Source organism: Stenotrophomonas sp. P5_A8 (genome assembly GCF_056400545.1).
This window is the reverse complement of record NZ_JBFULB010000065.1, coordinates 1-15888: the sequence shown is the minus strand read 5'-3', so window position 1 is coordinate 15888 and position 15888 is coordinate 1. Positions and strand designations below refer to the sequence as shown.

The 15888-nt window shown below is 69.6% G+C and carries 10 protein-coding genes; all 10 read left to right on the top strand.

Annotated elements, in window-relative coordinates; all coding sequences use genetic code 11:
* The first annotated feature begins 87 nt into the window (after positions 1–87).
* Positions 88–6975, top strand: coding sequence for an ESPR-type extended signal peptide-containing protein (locus AC1DQP_RS07100; RefSeq protein ID WP_478051325.1), 6888 nt, complete (start codon positions 88–90; stop codon positions 6973–6975).
* A gap of 158 nt (positions 6976–7133) precedes the next feature.
* On the top strand, positions 7134–8987 hold the full coding sequence (locus tag AC1DQP_RS07095; protein ID WP_478051324.1) for a S8 family peptidase: 1854 nt from the start codon (positions 7134–7136) through the stop codon (positions 8985–8987).
* A gap of 246 nt (positions 8988–9233) precedes the next feature.
* Positions 9234–10961 carry a type II secretion system ATPase GspE gene (gspE, locus tag AC1DQP_RS07090; protein ID WP_256775362.1) on the top strand — a complete coding sequence of 576 codons (1728 nt, stop codon included), beginning with the start codon at positions 9234–9236 and terminating at the stop codon, positions 10959–10961.
* Positions 10962–10998: 37 nt separating this feature from the next.
* Positions 10999–12219, top strand: coding sequence for a type II secretion system protein XpsF (gene xpsF, locus AC1DQP_RS07085; protein ID WP_457318056.1), 1221 nt, complete (start codon positions 10999–11001; stop codon positions 12217–12219).
* Between the two features lie 46 nt (positions 12220–12265).
* A complete protein-coding gene (gspG, locus tag AC1DQP_RS07080; protein WP_256775364.1) occupies positions 12266–12694 on the top strand; it encodes a type II secretion system major pseudopilin GspG in 429 nt (142 codons plus the stop codon).
* A 93-nt stretch (positions 12695–12787) separates the two neighbouring features.
* The gene (xpsH, locus tag AC1DQP_RS07075; protein ID WP_256775404.1) at positions 12788–13207 is read left to right on the top strand and encodes a type II secretion system protein XpsH; all 420 of its coding nucleotides are present in this window, start codon (positions 12788–12790) and stop codon (positions 13205–13207) included.
* On the top strand, positions 13204–13620 hold the full coding sequence (gene xpsI, locus AC1DQP_RS07070; protein WP_256775365.1) for a type II secretion system protein XpsI: 417 nt from the start codon (positions 13204–13206) through the stop codon (positions 13618–13620). Before xpsH ends, xpsI begins: the two co-directional genes overlap by 4 nt.
* The gene (locus AC1DQP_RS07065; RefSeq protein ID WP_256775366.1) at positions 13617–14261 is read left to right on the top strand and encodes a type II secretion system protein J; all 645 of its coding nucleotides are present in this window, start codon (positions 13617–13619) and stop codon (positions 14259–14261) included. The genes xpsI and AC1DQP_RS07065 overlap by 4 nt, the downstream gene beginning before the upstream one ends.
* Complete coding sequence (locus AC1DQP_RS07060; RefSeq protein WP_478051323.1) at positions 14258–15121, top strand: type II secretion system minor pseudopilin; 864 nt, start codon at positions 14258–14260, stop codon at positions 15119–15121. The genes AC1DQP_RS07065 and AC1DQP_RS07060 overlap by 4 nt, the downstream gene beginning before the upstream one ends.
* Positions 15118–15888, top strand: a 771-nt coding sequence (locus AC1DQP_RS07055; RefSeq protein WP_478051322.1) for a PilN domain-containing protein, incomplete at its 3' end; no start/stop codon positions are given. The genes AC1DQP_RS07060 and AC1DQP_RS07055, both read left to right, overlap by 4 nt.

The following is a 15888-nucleotide window of genomic DNA, read 5'->3' as shown; positions in this document are numbered from 1 at the left end:
GCCAACGCCGACGGCGACGGCGCCACCGCGCTGGGGCAGGGCAGCCAGGCGCTGGCCAACGCCACCACGGCAGCGGGCAGCCAGGCCATTGCCGCCGGCCTGGGTGCCAGTGCGTTTGGCCAGAATGCGCTGGCCTTTGGCGATGCCAGCGTTGCGGTCGGCCAGAGTGCCGGCGCCTTCGGTCTGGGCGACGTGGCGCTCGGTGCGTCGGCACTTGCCGCCAGCGAAAACGGTGCAGCCACTGCGATTGGTGGCCTGGCCGAAGCCAGCGCCGATGGCGCCACCGCGATCGGTGGCGGTGCACTGGCGATCGGTGCCGGCAGTACCTCCCTGGGTCGCGGTGCGGGCAGTGGTGGTGAAGCTTCGGTCGCGGTGGGGGCGTTCAGCGTCGCGGTCGCCGATTTCAGCGCCGCCCTCGGCTCCAACTCCGCCGCCGTGGCCGTGGGCAGCGTGGCGCTCGGCGCCGGCTCCTACGCCGATCGCGTGGATACGGTATCGGTGGGCAATGGTGAAAACGGGCTGCGTCGGCAGATCACCAATGTGGCCGACGGGACCGAGGCCAACGATGCGGTGAACAAGGCCCAGCTTGATGACGTGGGCGCGGTTGCGGCCACCACCAGCAAGTATTTCCAGGCCAGCGGCAGCACCGACAGCGATGTGGGGGCCTACGTGGAAGGCGACAACGCCACCGCCATCGGCGAGGCCAGCAACGCCATCGGCAACGGTGCCACCGCACTGGGCGGCGGTGCGGCCGCCTATGCGCAGAACGCCACCGCCGTCGGTTTCAATGCGCTGGCCACCGGCCAGAACAGCGCGGCCTTCGGTAACAACGCACAGGCCACTGGCCCAGGCAGCGTGGCCGTTGGCGGCGCGGCGGTGGATGCCGATGGCAACCCGCTGATCACCAACGGCGGCGTGCCGGTCGATACCGGTGCGACCAGCGCCGGCGTCGGCGGCACCGCCGTCGGTGCCAGTGCCGAAGCCTCCGGCTTTGCGGCTTCCTCCTACGGCGTGGGTGCCTATGCCGGCGGCGCGCAGTCCTCCGCTTTCGGTGCGGTCGCCAATGCAACCGGTGACTACGCCACCGCCGTCGGTACCCAGAGCGTGGCCACCGGCAACAGCAGCACCGCCATCGGCGGCCCGGCCGACCTGCTGCCGGGCCTGGGCTTCTTCGTGCAGACCCAGGCCAGCGGCGAAGCGGCCACTGCGGTGGGTGCCGGTGCGATCGCCAGCGGCGATTACGCCGTGGCCAACGGCACCCTGACCGAAGCGTCGGGTACCGAAGCCACCGCCGTGGGCTACTTTGCCTATGCACCGGGCGAGGGCGCCACCGCGCTCGGCGCGGAAACCTGGGCCAGCGGCGATCTCAGCACCGCCGTGGGTTTCTACGCCACCGCACGCGGTGAAAACAGCGTCGCACTCGGCGCCAACTCGACCGCCACCCGCGCCAATACGGTCTCGGTCGGCGACGTCGGCAACGAACGCCAGATCACCCATGTGGCCGCCGGTACCGAAGCCACCGATGCAGTCAACAAGGCGCAGCTGGATGGCGTGGCGCAGGTCGCCAATGTCACCGCCAGTCGCTTCAAAGCGAATGCATCCGAGGACAGCGACGTCGGTGCGTTCGCCGACGGCGATGGTGCGCTGGCCGCCGGTGAGGCGAGCAATGCGCTGGGTGCGGGCGCGGCCGCGCTTGGCAACGGCGCCACTGCACTCGGCGATGACAGCGTCGCGGTCGGCCGCAATGTCAGTGCCAACGGCAATGGCAGCGTCGCCATCGGCGGACTCGGCCAGGCCTATGACGCGTTCAACCAGCCGCTGGTCGATGCCAACGGCAATGCGGTGAAGGTGGGCACTACGGCGGCGCAGGATGCCGTCGCCGTGGGGGCCGGTGCACTCGCTACCGGCACCACCAGCAACGCCTTCGGCAGCGGTGCACAGGCCACTGGCAGCAACAGCCTGGCCGCCGGTTACAAGGCGCGCGCCACCGGTGACTACAGCGTCGCCCAGGGCGACAACGCCTTCGCCAGCGGTGAGGAAACCACCGCCACCGGCGCCTATGCATGGGCGACCGAAGACGGTGCGACCGCCTTCGGCGCCAGCGCGTGGGCGACCGAAGCCAATGCCACCGCCGTGGGCCAGTCGGCCTGGGCCAGCGGCACCGGCTCGACCTCGATCGGCTACAACAGCTGGGCACGTGGCAGTAGCGCCACCGCGCTCGGGCGCGGTGCGTTCGGCTATGGCGACAACAGCGTCGCAGTCGGTTTCCAGGCCCTGGGCAACAGCATCAACAGCATCGCCATCGGCACCAATGTGGTGGCCGGCGGTGAAAGCGCCATCGGCATCGGGGCCGGCAGCAGTGCCAGTGCCTCCAATGCGGTGGCACTGGGCGCCGGCGCGGTCGCGGATCGCGCCTACACAGTCTCGGTCGGCAACGCGGAACGCCAGCGCCAGATCACCAACGTCGCCGCCGGTACCGAAGGCACCGATGCGGTCAATGTCGACCAGCTCACCGATGCCACCGCGCAGTTCCAGGCCAGCGGCGACGGCGTGGCCGTGGCCGGCGGTGAGGAAAGCGTAGCGGCCGGCGCCAACGCCGCCACCGATGGTGATTACGCCACGGCGGTCGGCTCCAGCAGCTTCGCTGCGGGCAGCGGCGCCACCGCGTTGGGCAGTGGTGCGTTCGCGCTGGCCGACAATGCCAGTGCGGTCGGCTTCAATGCACTGGCCACCGGCGCCAACGCCATCGCAGTGGGCGCCAACGCACAGGCCAGCGGCGAATACGCCACCGCCACCGGCGCCGAAAGCGAAGCCACCGGCGAGCAGAGCACTGCCACCGGCGCCGCCAGCATCGCCTCCGGGGCCGGTAGCCTGGCCGGCGGCGCGCTGTCCGAAGCGGCCGGTGAGGAATCGGTCGCGCTGGGTTACTACAGCACCGCCAGCGGCCAGGGCGCTACCGCCGTAGGCGCTGAAAGCGTGGTCAGCGGTACGCTCTCGGCCGGTTACGGCTTCGGCGCCGAAGCCACTGCTGGTTACACCACCGCGATCGGCGGGCTGGCCGTGGCCAGCGCCTTCAATGCCACCGCGCTGGGCAGCTTCGCCCAGGCCACCGGTTCCAACAGCGTGGCCGTCGGCGGCGATGCCGAGGCGTCCGGTGCGTACAGCACCGCCACCGGCCAGGGCAGCCTCGCCACCGGCACCAACAGCGTCGCCGTCGGCGGTTCGCTGTTCGGACTGCTGGCCACCGAAGCGTCGGGCAACTACTCCACCGCCGTCGGTGGTGGCGCGTGGTCGCCGGGCCTGAACAGCACGGCATTGGGTAATGCGGCAACCTCCAGTGGCGAGAACAGCGTCGCCCTCGGTGCCGACGCGATCGCCGACCGCGACAACACCGTCTCGGTGGGCAGCGCCGGGGCGGAGCGTCAGGTCACCAACGTCGCCGCCGGCACCGAAGGCACCGACGCGGTCAACGTCAATCAGCTGAACGCCGTGGCTGCCGCGGGCGAAGCCACCAACAAGTACTTCAAGGCCAGCGGCAGCGACAACAGCGATGCCGGTGCCTACGTCGAGGGCGATGACGCGCTGGCCGCCGGTGAAGCGGCCACCGCGATCGGCGACGGCGCCACCGCGCTGGGTGCCGGCGCGAATGCGCTGGCCACCCGTGCCACGGCCGTGGGCGACAGCGCCCTGGCCAGCGCCGATGGGGCGGCGGCAGTGGGCAGCAATGCGCAGGCCACTGGCGAGAACAGTGTCGCCCTGGGCAGCAACGCCAGTGCCAGCGAGATCGGTGCCAGCGCCGTCGGTAGCGGTGCCGTCGCCAGCGGCGCCTATGCCACGGCCAACGGCGTCGAGTCGGTGGCAAGCGGCCAGCAGGCCACCGCCAATGGCTTCCGCAGCAGCGCTTCCGATGCCGGCGCCTCTGCGTTCGGCAGCTACAGTGAAGCCAGTGGTCGTCTGTCCAACGCGCTGGGTTACGGCGCGATTGCGTCCAACAGCCTGGCCACCGCGGTTGGCACCTCGGCGACCGCCGCCGGTGCCAGCGCGGTCGCGCTCGGTGAATCCAGTGAAGCCACCGGCGATGAAAGCGTCGCCATCGGTGGGTCGACCTTCTTCGGTCTGATTCCGGCCCGTGCCAGTGGCACCGGTGCGGCGGCGTTCGGCGCCGGTGCATGGGCGACCGACGACTACGCCACCGCGATTGGCTGGAACTCCTGGGCCGATGCCGCCAGCGCCACCGCGCTGGGTGCAAATGCCTCGGCAGAAGGCGTCAACAGCGTCGCCCTGGGGGCCGGTTCCAGCGCCGACCGCGACAACACGGTCTCGGTCGGCACGGCCACCGCGCAGCGTCAGATCACCAACGTCGCCGCCGGTACCGAAGGCACCGATGCGGTCAACCTCAACCAGCTCGATGCCGTCGCCGACGTTGCCGAGCAGACCAACCGCCAGTTCAAGGCCTCCGGCAGCGGCAACGGCGATGACGTCGGCAGCTATGTCGACGGTGCCTATGCGACGGCGGCCGGTGAAGCGGCCAATGCGTTCGGCACGGGCGCCTCGGCATACGGCAGCGGCGCGAACGCGTCCGGCCGCTATGCCTCGGCCTCGGGCTTCAACGCGTCGGCCACGGCCGATTCGGCCACTGCCATTGGTGGTGCGTTGTATTACGAAGACGCCAACGGCAACGTGGTGCTCGACAAGGCCACCAGTGCCAGCGGCATCGGCGCCACCGCACTCGGCGCCGGTGCGCAGGCGGTCGGGGTGTTCAGCACCGCCAGCGGTGCCGGTTCGACCGCCGCCGGCCTGCAGTCGTCCGCCTTCGGCTATAGCGCCGAGGCGGGCAGTGACTACAGCACCGCCGTCGGTACCTTCAGCGCCGCCAGCGGCGTGCGGACCACCGCCCTGGGCTACGGCGCCGAGGCCAGCGGTGACTACGCCTCCGCACTCGGCTGGGGCAGTGCCGCGTCGGGCGCCTACGCCAACGCGATCGGCTATGCCTCGCAGGCCAGCGGTGCCAACAGCATCGCCGCCGGCTCCAATGCCTGGGCCACGGCAGCGCAGACCACGGCGGTCGGTCAGTTGGCCTGGGCCACCTCGGCAGGCTCCACCGCGATCGGCCAGGACAGCTACGCCTACAGCGGCATCAATGCCACCGCGCTGGGCAAGAGTTCCTCGGCCAGCGGTGCCGGCAGCGTCGCGCTCGGCGCCGGTGCGCGTACCAGCGAGGCCAATGTGGTCTCGGTCGGTGGCGGCAACGGCACCACCGGTCCGGCCACGCGCCGCATCACCAACGTCGGTGCGGCGGTCAACGCCAACGATGCGGTGAACAAGGCGCAGCTGGATACCGTGGCGGCCACCGCCGATGCGGTCGGCAAGCACTTCCAGGCCAGCGGTACCGGCGTGGCCACGGCCAGCGGCAGCGATGCGCTCGCCGCCGGTTCGGGCGCGGCGGCCAGTGGCAACCGCAGCAGTGCGCTGGGCAGTGCGGCGGTCGCCTCGGCAACCGGTGCCACCGCTGTCGGCGCGGATGCTTCGGCGCGCGGCGACAACAGCACCGTGCTCGGCCGCTCGGCGTCGACCAATGCGGTCAACGGCGTGGCGATCGGCAATGGCGCCTTCGCCAGCAATGGGGCGGGCAGCATCGCCCTCGGTGCCGGTGCAGGCGTCTCCGGCGCCGGTTCGGTAGCGCTGGGTTCCGGTGCACGTGCGGTGGAGGCCAACGTGGTCTCCGTCGGCGGCGGCAACGGCACCGACGGTCCGGCCACGCGCCGCATCGTCAACGTCGGCGCCGGGCGCATCGCGGCGGGCAGCACCGACGCGGTCACCGGCGGCCAGCTCAACACCACCAACCAGCGCGTGGGCGCGGTGGAAACCCGGGTGGGCGACATCGACGACCGTATCGGTTCGGTCGAGAGCGTCACCGCCAATGCACTGAGCTATGACGATGCCAGCCGCGACCGTCTCACCTTGTCAGGCGTGCAGGGCACCGTGGTGGACAACGTCGGCAGCGGCGCGATCGCCTCGGGCAGCCGCCAGGCGATCAACGGCGGCCAGTTGTTCCAGTCCTTGTCCGACGCCGCCAGCTTCCTCGGCGGCGGTGCCAGCGTGGGCATGCAGGGCGTGTTCGTGGCGCCCAACTACGTCATCCAGGGCGCGACGTACACCAACGTCGGCGACGCACTGGGCGCACTGGACCGCAAGGTCAGCGACCTCGACCAGCGGGTCGCCGGCGGCAGCGCCAACCCGCGTGCACGCAGCGCCGCGGCACCGGCGGCGGCAAGCCTGGCCGGCGCTTCGCTGGCCAGCGTGGAGGACAGCGTGACCACGGCAAGCGTGCAGGGCGCGCCGACCGCGGCCAGTGCCGGTACGGCACAGGTGGTCAGTGCCCCGGTCGCCGCCGCACCGACCCCGGTCAATGCGGTGGTGATGGGCGATGGCGCGGTGGCCAGCGGGGCCTCGGCCACCGCGATCGGTCAGGGCGCCACGGCCACGGCGGCCAACTCGGTCGCGCTCGGCCAGGGCTCGGTCGCCGACCGTGCCAACGCGGTCTCTGTCGGCGCGGTGGGCAATGAGCGCCAGGTCACCAACGTCGCCGCCGGTTCGCAGGCAACCGACGCGGTCAACAAGGGCCAGCTGGACGGGGGCATCGCCACCGCCAACAGCTACACCGACCAGCGCTTCGGCGCGATGGCCGACAGCTTCGACATGTACAAGGGCGAGATCGACGAGCGCCTGCGTCACCAGGATCGTCGCATCGATCGCCAGGGAGCGATGAGCGCGGCGATGCTCAACATGGCCACCAGTGCGGCCGGTGTGCGCACCCAGAACCGGGTCGGTGTGGGCGTCGGCTACCAGGGCGGCGAGTCGGCACTGTCGCTGGGGTACCAGCGTGCGCTCAGCGAGCGCGCCACGGTCACCATCGGYGGTGCGTTCAGCAGCGATGACAGCTCTGTTGGTGTGGGTGCCGGCTTCGGCTGGTAAGCGGATGTTGCAGGGCGTGGCCCGGGTGGGCCACGCCGCAAGCAATGCAAGGCCTGAGGGGGCGGGTCACGGGATCCCTGGCCRGGGCCGGCCAGGGAGCTCGCATGGAATGTTGGCCTGAACAGTCGTTCGATCATGACCTTGAAGAGGATTTCAACGTGACCAGTAAGCAGAACCTTCGCATCAACGTACTGGCAGCCGCGCTGCTGTCGATCTCCGCCGGCTCGGCCTTTGCCGCCAGCCCGCGCACCGAAGAGCCCAAGCGCCCGGCGACGGCCGCGCAGCAGACCAGCAACGGCATCATCGTCAAGTACCGCGCAGGCAGCGCGCCTGCCTCGGACCGCTCGGCGAAGCTGGCCGTGGTGAACTCGGCGCTGTCGCGCGCCACCCTCAACGGTGGCAGTGCACGTGCTGGCGCGCTCAGCCCGCAGGTGGTGCGCAAGCTCGGCGTCGGCGCCGACCTGATCCGTCTGCAGAGCCGCCTGGGCGATGCGGAACTGCAGAAGGTACTGGCCGAACTGAAGGCCGACCCGACCGTGGAATACGCCGTGGCCGACGTGCGCATGCAGCGCGCCGACCTGCGTGCCAAGCCCACCGAGACCAAGCAGCTGGTGCCCAACGATCCGTATTACGCGCAGTACCAGTGGCACTTCGGTAATGCCACCGGCGGCATCAATGCGCCGTCGGCGTGGGATGTCTCGCAGGGCGAGGGCGTGGTGGTGGCGGTGATCGATACCGGCATCCTGCCCAACCATGAAGACTTCAGCGGCAACCTGCTGGAAGGCTACGATTTCATCAGCGATGCGGAGACCTCGCGCCGCCCGACCGACGCACGCGTCCCGGGTGCGCTGGATTACGGCGACTGGGTGGAGAACGACAACGAGTGCTACACCGGCTCGCTGGCCGAAGACAGCTCCTGGCACGGCACCCACGTGGCCGGCACGGTCGCCGAGGCCACCAACAACGGCGTCGGCATGGCCGGCGTCGCCTACAAGGCCAAGGTGCTGCCGGTGCGCGTGCTTGGCAAGTGCGGTGGCAGCCTGTCGGATATCGCCGATGCCATCACCTGGGCCTCGGGCGGTACGGTCGCGGGGATCCCGGCCAACGCCAATCCGGCCGAGATCATCAACATGAGCCTGGGCGGCAGCGGCGCCTGCGATCCGGTCTACCAGGCCGCGATCAACGGTGCGGTGTCGCGCGGCACGCTGGTGGTGGTGGCGGCAGGCAACGCTGGCGGCAATGTCTCCAACGCCCGTCCGGCCAACTGCAACAACGTCGTCGCGGTGGGTGCCACGCGCATCACCGGCGGCATCACCTACTACTCCAACTATGGTGCGGCGGTGGATCTGTCGGCCCCGGGCGGCGGTGGCAGCGTGGATGGCAATCCGGGCGGCTACATCTGGCAGGCGATTTCCAGCAGTGCCACCTCGCCTGAGCTGGGGACCTCCGATTACGGCGGCAAGGGCGGCACCTCGATGTCCTCCCCGCACGTGGCCGCGGTCGCCGCGCTGGTGCAGAGCGCCCGCATCGCCAACAACCGCGACGCGTTCACCCCGGCCCAGCTGGAAACCCTGCTGAAGGAAACGGCGCGCAAGTTCCCGGTGACCATCCCGGCGGCGACCCCGATCGGTACCGGCATCGTCGACGCCAAGGCCGCGCTGGCAAAGGCGCTGGAAGAAGAGTGCACCGAGAACTGCGGTCCGACCGCGATTCCGCTGACCAACAAGGTGGCCGTGGGCGGCCTCAGCGGCGCCGGTGGCAGCGAAGTGCTGTACAGCTTCGACGCCCAGGCCGGCAAGGTGCTGAGCCTGCTCACCTACGGTGGCAGCGGCAACGTGTCGGTGTACGTCAGCCAGGGCAAGGAGCCGACCGCGACCGTGTTCGACGCCAAGTCGACCCGTCCGGGCAACAGTGAAACCGTGCGCTTCACCGCGCCGGTGGCGGGTACGTACTACATCAAGCTGGTCGGCGAGTCCGCATTCAGCGGCGTGAGCGTCATCGCCAACCAGTAACCGCGTGTGGTTTGCGGGCGTCCGTCTTTGTGACGGGCGCCCGCTTTTTGTTTGGGGGTTTCTCCACCGGTCCCCGCCCAGGCGCGTAGAAGGCGAACAGCCGCGGCCGTTGAACTTCATTGGCCTCACATACGGGATCAATCGTTGGCGCCAGGTGAGCAGCCAATCCTTTTTCTCCGGGTACCTCCAAAGCGGTGCAGGGCAGCGTTGAACTGCTAAAGTCGCACGGTCGCCAGGAGAGCTTTTGTGAACGCGGTTGCCCACGATTCCACTGCAGATTCCAGTGCGGAACACCGCATCGTCGAGGCGTTGCTGCGCAATGGCCGCCTGAAGGAAGGCGACCTCGCGCGGGCCCGTCCGCTGCACCGCGAAGCCGGTGGCAGCTTGTTGCAGTTGCTGGTGCGGTTGGGCCTGGTGTCCGAGCGCGACCACGCCCAGACCAGCGCCGAGGTTCTGCAGCTGCCGCTGCTGGAGGCACGCGCCGTGCCCGAAGCCGCCCCCGAATCGCTGCTGGACGCGCTGCCGCTGTCGCTGCGCTTCCTCAAACAATTCCATGTCTGCCCCCTGGCGCTGCAGGAGGGTGTTCTCGACCTGTGGTTGAGCGATCCGCAGGATCCTTACGCCGCCGATGCGGTGCGCCTGGCCATGGGCGTGCCGGTGCGCGTGCACGTCGGGCTGCGCGCGGAGATCGATGACCTGATCGAACGCTGGTACGGCCAGGGCCGCAGCGCGATGGGGGCGATCGTGGAGACTGCCGATGGCGAGGGCAGCGTGGTCGATGATATCGAGCACCTGCGCGATCTCGCGTCCGAGGCACCGGTGATCCGGCTGGTCAACCTGGTCATCCAGCGCGCATTCGAACTGCGCGCCTCGGACATCCATATCGAACCGTTCGAGAACCGCCTCAAGGTGCGCTATCGCGTCGATGGCGTGCTGATCGAAGGCGAGAGCCCGCCGGCCAACCTGACCGCCGCGGTGATCAGCCGCATCAAGATCATGGCCCGGCTCAATATCGCCGAGCGCCGGCTGCCGCAGGACGGTCGCATCATGTTGCGCGTGCAGGGCAAGGAACTGGACCTGCGCGTCAGCACCGTGCCCACCGCGCATGGCGAAAGCGTGGTGATGCGACTGCTCGACCGCGACACGGTGGTGTTCGATTTCCACCGGCTGGGTTTCACCGATGCGTTCCTGCCGCAGTTCCGCAAGGTGCTCGAACAGCCGCACGGCATCCTGCTGGTGACCGGCCCGACCGGTTCGGGCAAGACCACCACGTTGTACACCGCGTTGAGCCAGCTCAACACCTCCGATGTGAAGATCATCACCGTAGAGGACCCGGTCGAATACCAGATCGAAGGCATCAACCAGATCCAGGCCAAGCCGCAGATCGGGCTGGATTTCGCCCACGCGCTGCGCAGCATCGTGCGCCAGGATCCGGACATCATCATGATCGGCGAAATGCGCGATCTGGAAACCGCGCGCATCGCGATCCAGTCCGCCCTGACCGGCCACCTGGTGCTGTCCACGCTGCACACCAACAACGCCGCCGGCGGCATCACCCGCCTGCTCGACATGGGCGTGGAAGACTACCTGCTCACCTCCACCATCAACGGCATCCTGGCCCAGCGCCTGGTGCGCCGGCTGGAGCCGCAGCACGCCCAGCGCTACCTGGCCTCGCCCGAGCAGATCGAGAAGTTCGAACTGCGCCGCCTGCAACCGGACGGCGAAATCTTCCTGTATCGCGCGCAGCCCTCGGCGATTGCACCGACCGGGTATCTCGGCCGTACCACCATCATGGAGTTCCTGGTGATGAACGACGAACTGCGGCGTGCGGTGATGCAACGCGCCGGCATGGGCGAGATCGAGAAGATCGCACGCGCGGCCGGCATGCGCACCATGTACGAGGATGGTCTGTCCAAGGCGTTGTCGGGCCACACCACCCTCGAGGAAGTGCTGCGCGTGACGGAGGAATCCTGATGCGTACACGGACGCGGCGGCGGGCGGGCGGCTGAGCATGGCGCAGTACCGCTACAAGGCGCTCAACGCCCATGGCGAGGTGTTCGATGGCCAGATGGACGCGGCCAGCGAAGCCGAGGTCGCGCTGCGTCTGCAGGACCAGGGTCACCTGCCGATGGAAGCGCGGCTGGCCAGCGAGGGGGTGGCTACCGCCTCCTCGTGGGCGGCCTTGTTGCGGCGCAAGCCGTTCGACGGTGCCGCGCTGGTCCAGTTCACCCAGCAGCTGGCCACCCTGCTGGGCGCCGGCCAGCCGCTGGACCGCGCGCTGACCATCCTGCTGGAACTGCCCGAGGACGAGCGCAGCCGCCGGGTGATCACCGAGATCCGCGACGTGGTGCGCGGCGGTGCTTCGCTGTCGACGGCACTGGAACGCCAGCATGGCCTGTTCTCGCGGCTGTACGTCAACATGGTTCGCGCCGGTGAGGCCGGTGGCAGCCTGCACGACACCCTGCAGCGGCTGGCCGATTATCTTGAGCGCAGCGCCGAGTTGAAGGGCCGCGTGATCAATGCGCTGATCTACCCGGCCATCCTGCTGGCCGTGGTCGGCGGCGCGCTGCTGTTCCTGCTGGGCTACGTGGTGCCGCAGTTCGCGCTCATGTACGAAAGCCTCGACGTGGCCCTGCCGTGGTTCACCCAGTGGGTACTGGCCGCCGGCCTGGTGGTGCGCGAGGGCTGGCTGGCGATGATCGTGGTGCCGGCGCTGGCGCTGCTGGTGATCGAACGCAAGCTGCGGCAACCGGCGTTCCGCCTGGCGATGGACGGCTGGCTGCTGCAGCGCAAGGGCATCGGCCCGCTGCTGGCCAAGCTGGAAACCGCGCGTCTGGCGCGCACGCTGGGTACGCTGCTGCGCAATGGCGTGCCGCTGCTGGCCGGGTTGGGCATCGCCCGCAACGTACTGGGCAACCGCGCGCTGGCCGCCGACGTGGACACCGCCAGCGACGAGGTCAAGAACGGCAACGGCCTGTCGCTGTCGTTGTCGCGCAGCAAGCGCTTTCCACGCCTGGCGCTGCAGATGATCCAGGTCGGCGAGGAATCGGGCGCGCTCGATACCATGCTGCTCAAGACCGCCGACACCTTCGAACAGGAAAGCGCGCGCGCGATCGACCGTCTGCTGTCGGCCATGGTTCCAGTGATCACCCTGGTGCTGGCCTCGGTGGTCGGCCTGGTGATCGTGTCCGTGCTGGTGCCGCTGTACGACCTCACCAACGCCATCGGCTGACGATGGCGCACCCCTCACACATGACATCCCGCAAGGAGCCTGCCGCATGCAACGCCGCCTGATCCGTTTTTCCTCGCCGCGCAACCAGTCGGGCATGAGCCTGCTGGAAATCATCATCGTCATCGTGCTGATCGGCGCGGTGCTTACCCTGGTCGGCAGCCGCGTGCTCGGCGGCGCCGATCGCGGCAAGGCCAACATCGCCAAGGCCCAGATCCAGACCGTGGCCGGCAAGGTCGAAAACTTCCAGCTCGATACCGGCAAGCTGCCGGCCAAGCTCGATGAGCTGGTCACCCAGCCGAGCGGCAGCAACGGCTGGCTGGGACCGTATGCCAAGCCGGCCGACCTCAACGATCCGTGGGGCAACCCGCTGGAATACCGCGCACCCGGCGAAGGCCAGCCGTTCGACCTGATCAGCCTGGGCAAGGACGGCAAGGTCGGTGGCAGCAGTTACGACGCCGACATCCATTACGAGTAAGCCTGCTTGCCGGCCATTCTCCCGTCACGCCACGCACCGCTCCGTTGTCCACCGCGCCCCGCACGCGTGGCGGCGGGGCTGTCGTTGCTGGAGATGCTGCTGGTGGTCGCACTGATCGCCATCGTCGGTGTGGTCACCGCCACCGCGATGAACGGCGGCATCGACGGCATGCGCCTGCGCAATGCCGGCAAGGAGCTGGCCACCCAGCTGCGTTATACCCGCACCCAGGCCATCGCCACGGGCGAACGCCAGCGCTTCCTGATCGACCCGCAGGCGCGCACCTGGCAGGGTGCCAACGGCCGCCATGGCAGCTTGCCGGCGACGCTGGAGGTGCACTTCCGCGGCGCGCGTGAAGTGGCCGCGGCGACCGGGCAGGGCGCCATCGCGTTCTACCCCGATGGTGCCTCCAGCGGCGGCAGCATCGAGCTGGAGGTGCGCGGTGCGGTGTGGCGGATCGACGTTGGCTGGATCACCGGCGAAGTGCGCTCGGGCCAGCCGCGGGAGCGTCGATGAAGCGCCAACGCGGGTATTCGCTGCTGGAAGTGATCGTCGCCTTTGCATTGCTGGCGCTGGCGTTGACCCTGCTGCTGGGCAGCCTGTCCGGCGCCTCGCGGCAGATCAGGCAGGCCGACCTGCGCAGCCGCGCGGTGCTGCACGCGCAGTCGCTGCTGGCCGTGACCGGTATCGAGGCGCCGCTGCAGGCCGGTCACAGCGCCGGCCAGTGGGAAGACGGCCGCTACCGCTGGGAACTGGACGTGGTGCCGTATGCGGAGCCACGCGGCGCGGCGGCGGCAGTCGCCGAGCCGGTGGCCGGGCCGACGCTGGCGCAGCTGACCCTGCAGGTGCGTTGGGGCGATGCCGACGCCGACCGCCTGCAATGGCGCAGCCTGCGCCTGCTGCCGGCCAACCCGGGGGGGGCGCGATGAGCGGCCACTCGCGTACCGGCGCACAGCGCGGTTTCACCCTGATCGAAGTCCTGCTCGCAACGGCCTTGCTGGTTGGCGGCCTGGCGCTGGCCTTCGCCACGGTGCGTTCGGCGATGGCGATCAGCCAGCGCGGCGAGCAGATGGTGTCGCAGAACGAACGCATGCGCGCGGTTGAAGGCTTCCTGCGCCGGCGTCTGTCGATGGCCATGCTGACCGCGACCACGCCGCCGGATCCCACCCGCGAGCCGGTGTACTTCCTGGGCGAGGCGCAGCACATGCTGTTTGTCTCCGACCTGCCCGGATACCTCGGTCGCGGTGGGCCGTACGTGCATGACCTGCAGGTGCGTGGCAGCGGCGAGGCGCAGCGGCTGGAGGTCACGCTCACCCTGGTGCAGAACGGCGAGCGCATCGAAGAAACGCCGCCGCGTCCGCCGGAAGTGCTCGCCGATGGACTGCGCGCGGTGGCGTTCCGCTATCGCGGCATCGACCCGCGCAACGGCCAACTCGGCGACTGGCAGGACCGCTGGGAAGATACCCGGCGACTGCCCCTGCTGGTGTCGATCACCGTCACCCCCCGGCAAGGGCCGGCCTGGCCGCCGATGGTGGCCGCGCTTGCCCAACAGCGCGGGGTACGCCAGTGAGGCGCGCGCGCGGTGCCGCGCTGGTGCTGGTGCTGTGGCTGATCGCGCTGCTCACTGCCGTGGTGGGTGCGTTCGCGCTCAGTGCGCGCGTGGAGCATCTGCAGCAGCGCGTGGTGGGCGACGATGCGATCGGGCAGGAACATGCGCGTGCCGGCCTGGAATACGCGCTGTACCGGCTGCAGCCCAGCGCCATGCGCCCGGCCTGGACGCCGGACGGGCGCCGCTACCGCTGGGAGTTCGACCAGCGCCGGATCGACCTGCACATCGTCGATGAGAACGGCAAGATCAACCTCAACCTGGCCGACGCCACGCTGCTGCAGGCTTTCCTGCGCGCGATGGGCGTGGACACCGCGCGCGCCCAGCAACTGGCCGGGGCGATCGTCGACTGGCGCGATGCCGACAGCCTCAAGCAGCCTGCCGGCGGTGCCGAGCTGCCCGAATACGTTGCCGCCGGCCTGCCGTACGGCCCGCGCAACAACCGCTTCGAGACACTGGGCGAACTGCAGCGCGTGCTCGGCATGGATGCCGCGTTGTATGAACAACTCGAGCCGATGCTGACCCTGTACAGTCGGCAGTCCCGTCCCGATCCGCGTTTTGCCGCCGGGCCGGTGCTGACCGCCATGGGCCTGGATGCACGGGAACTACTGGCCCAGCGCGAGCAGTCCGCGGTAGGTGAAGAACAGAAAGTGGGCGGTGCAGCGCTTGCCAGCGGCAGCGGCACCTATAGTATCGAGAGCCGCGCAATGGATGATCGCGGCCGGGTGTCGGTCCTGCAGGGGGTGGTGCGGATGGGGAACGCAGGCACGCCGGGAACGACTTACACAGTACTTCGTTGGGAACAGGGAATGGCAGCACGATGACGGCATGGCGGGACAGTCTGGTGCGGGCGCAGGGGCAACTGGCGCCGGGCGTGGGCAATGGCCTGCGCTGGTGGCGGCGTTCGCTGCTGGCGTGGTTGCCCGAGCGCTGGCAATGGGCGCTGGGCTGGTCGCGCTCGCGGCTGCTGCTGCAGCAGCACGGCGATCAGCTGGTGGTGCTGCGCGAGACCGGCGCACACACGCAAAGCGTGATCGAACTGCCCTGGCCGCAATCCCCGGCCACACTGGAACAGCGCCTGGACGCGCGGTTGCGCACGCTGCCGCGGCACTGGCTGCTGCCGGCCAGCGCCGCATTGCGCCGGCCGCTGCGCCTGCCGGCCGCCGCTGCCGCGCGTCTGCGCGATGTGGTGCGTTTTGAAATCGATCGCCAGACCCCGTTCGAACCGGCGCAGGTCAGCTTCGATGTGCGTGAGCTGGGCGCCTTGGACGATGGCCAGCTGCAGGTCGAACTGGTGGTGATGCCGCAGCAGGCGCTGCAGCAGTGGGCGCAGCAGGTCGGGCCGTGGGCGCAGGGATTGGCCGGCGTCGACGTCGCCGACGCCGATGGCCAGCCGCTGGGCGTCAACCTGCTGCCGCTGGAACAGCGCCAGACCCTGCGTGACCCGATGCGCCGCTGGAACCTGCTGCTGGCGGTGGCTACGCTGGTGCTGCTGGCACTGGCCGGGCAGCAGATCCTGCACAACCGCCAGGCTGCGGCCGAAGCGCTGCGCGAACAGGGCAACGCCGATGCGCGTGAGGCACTCCAGGTG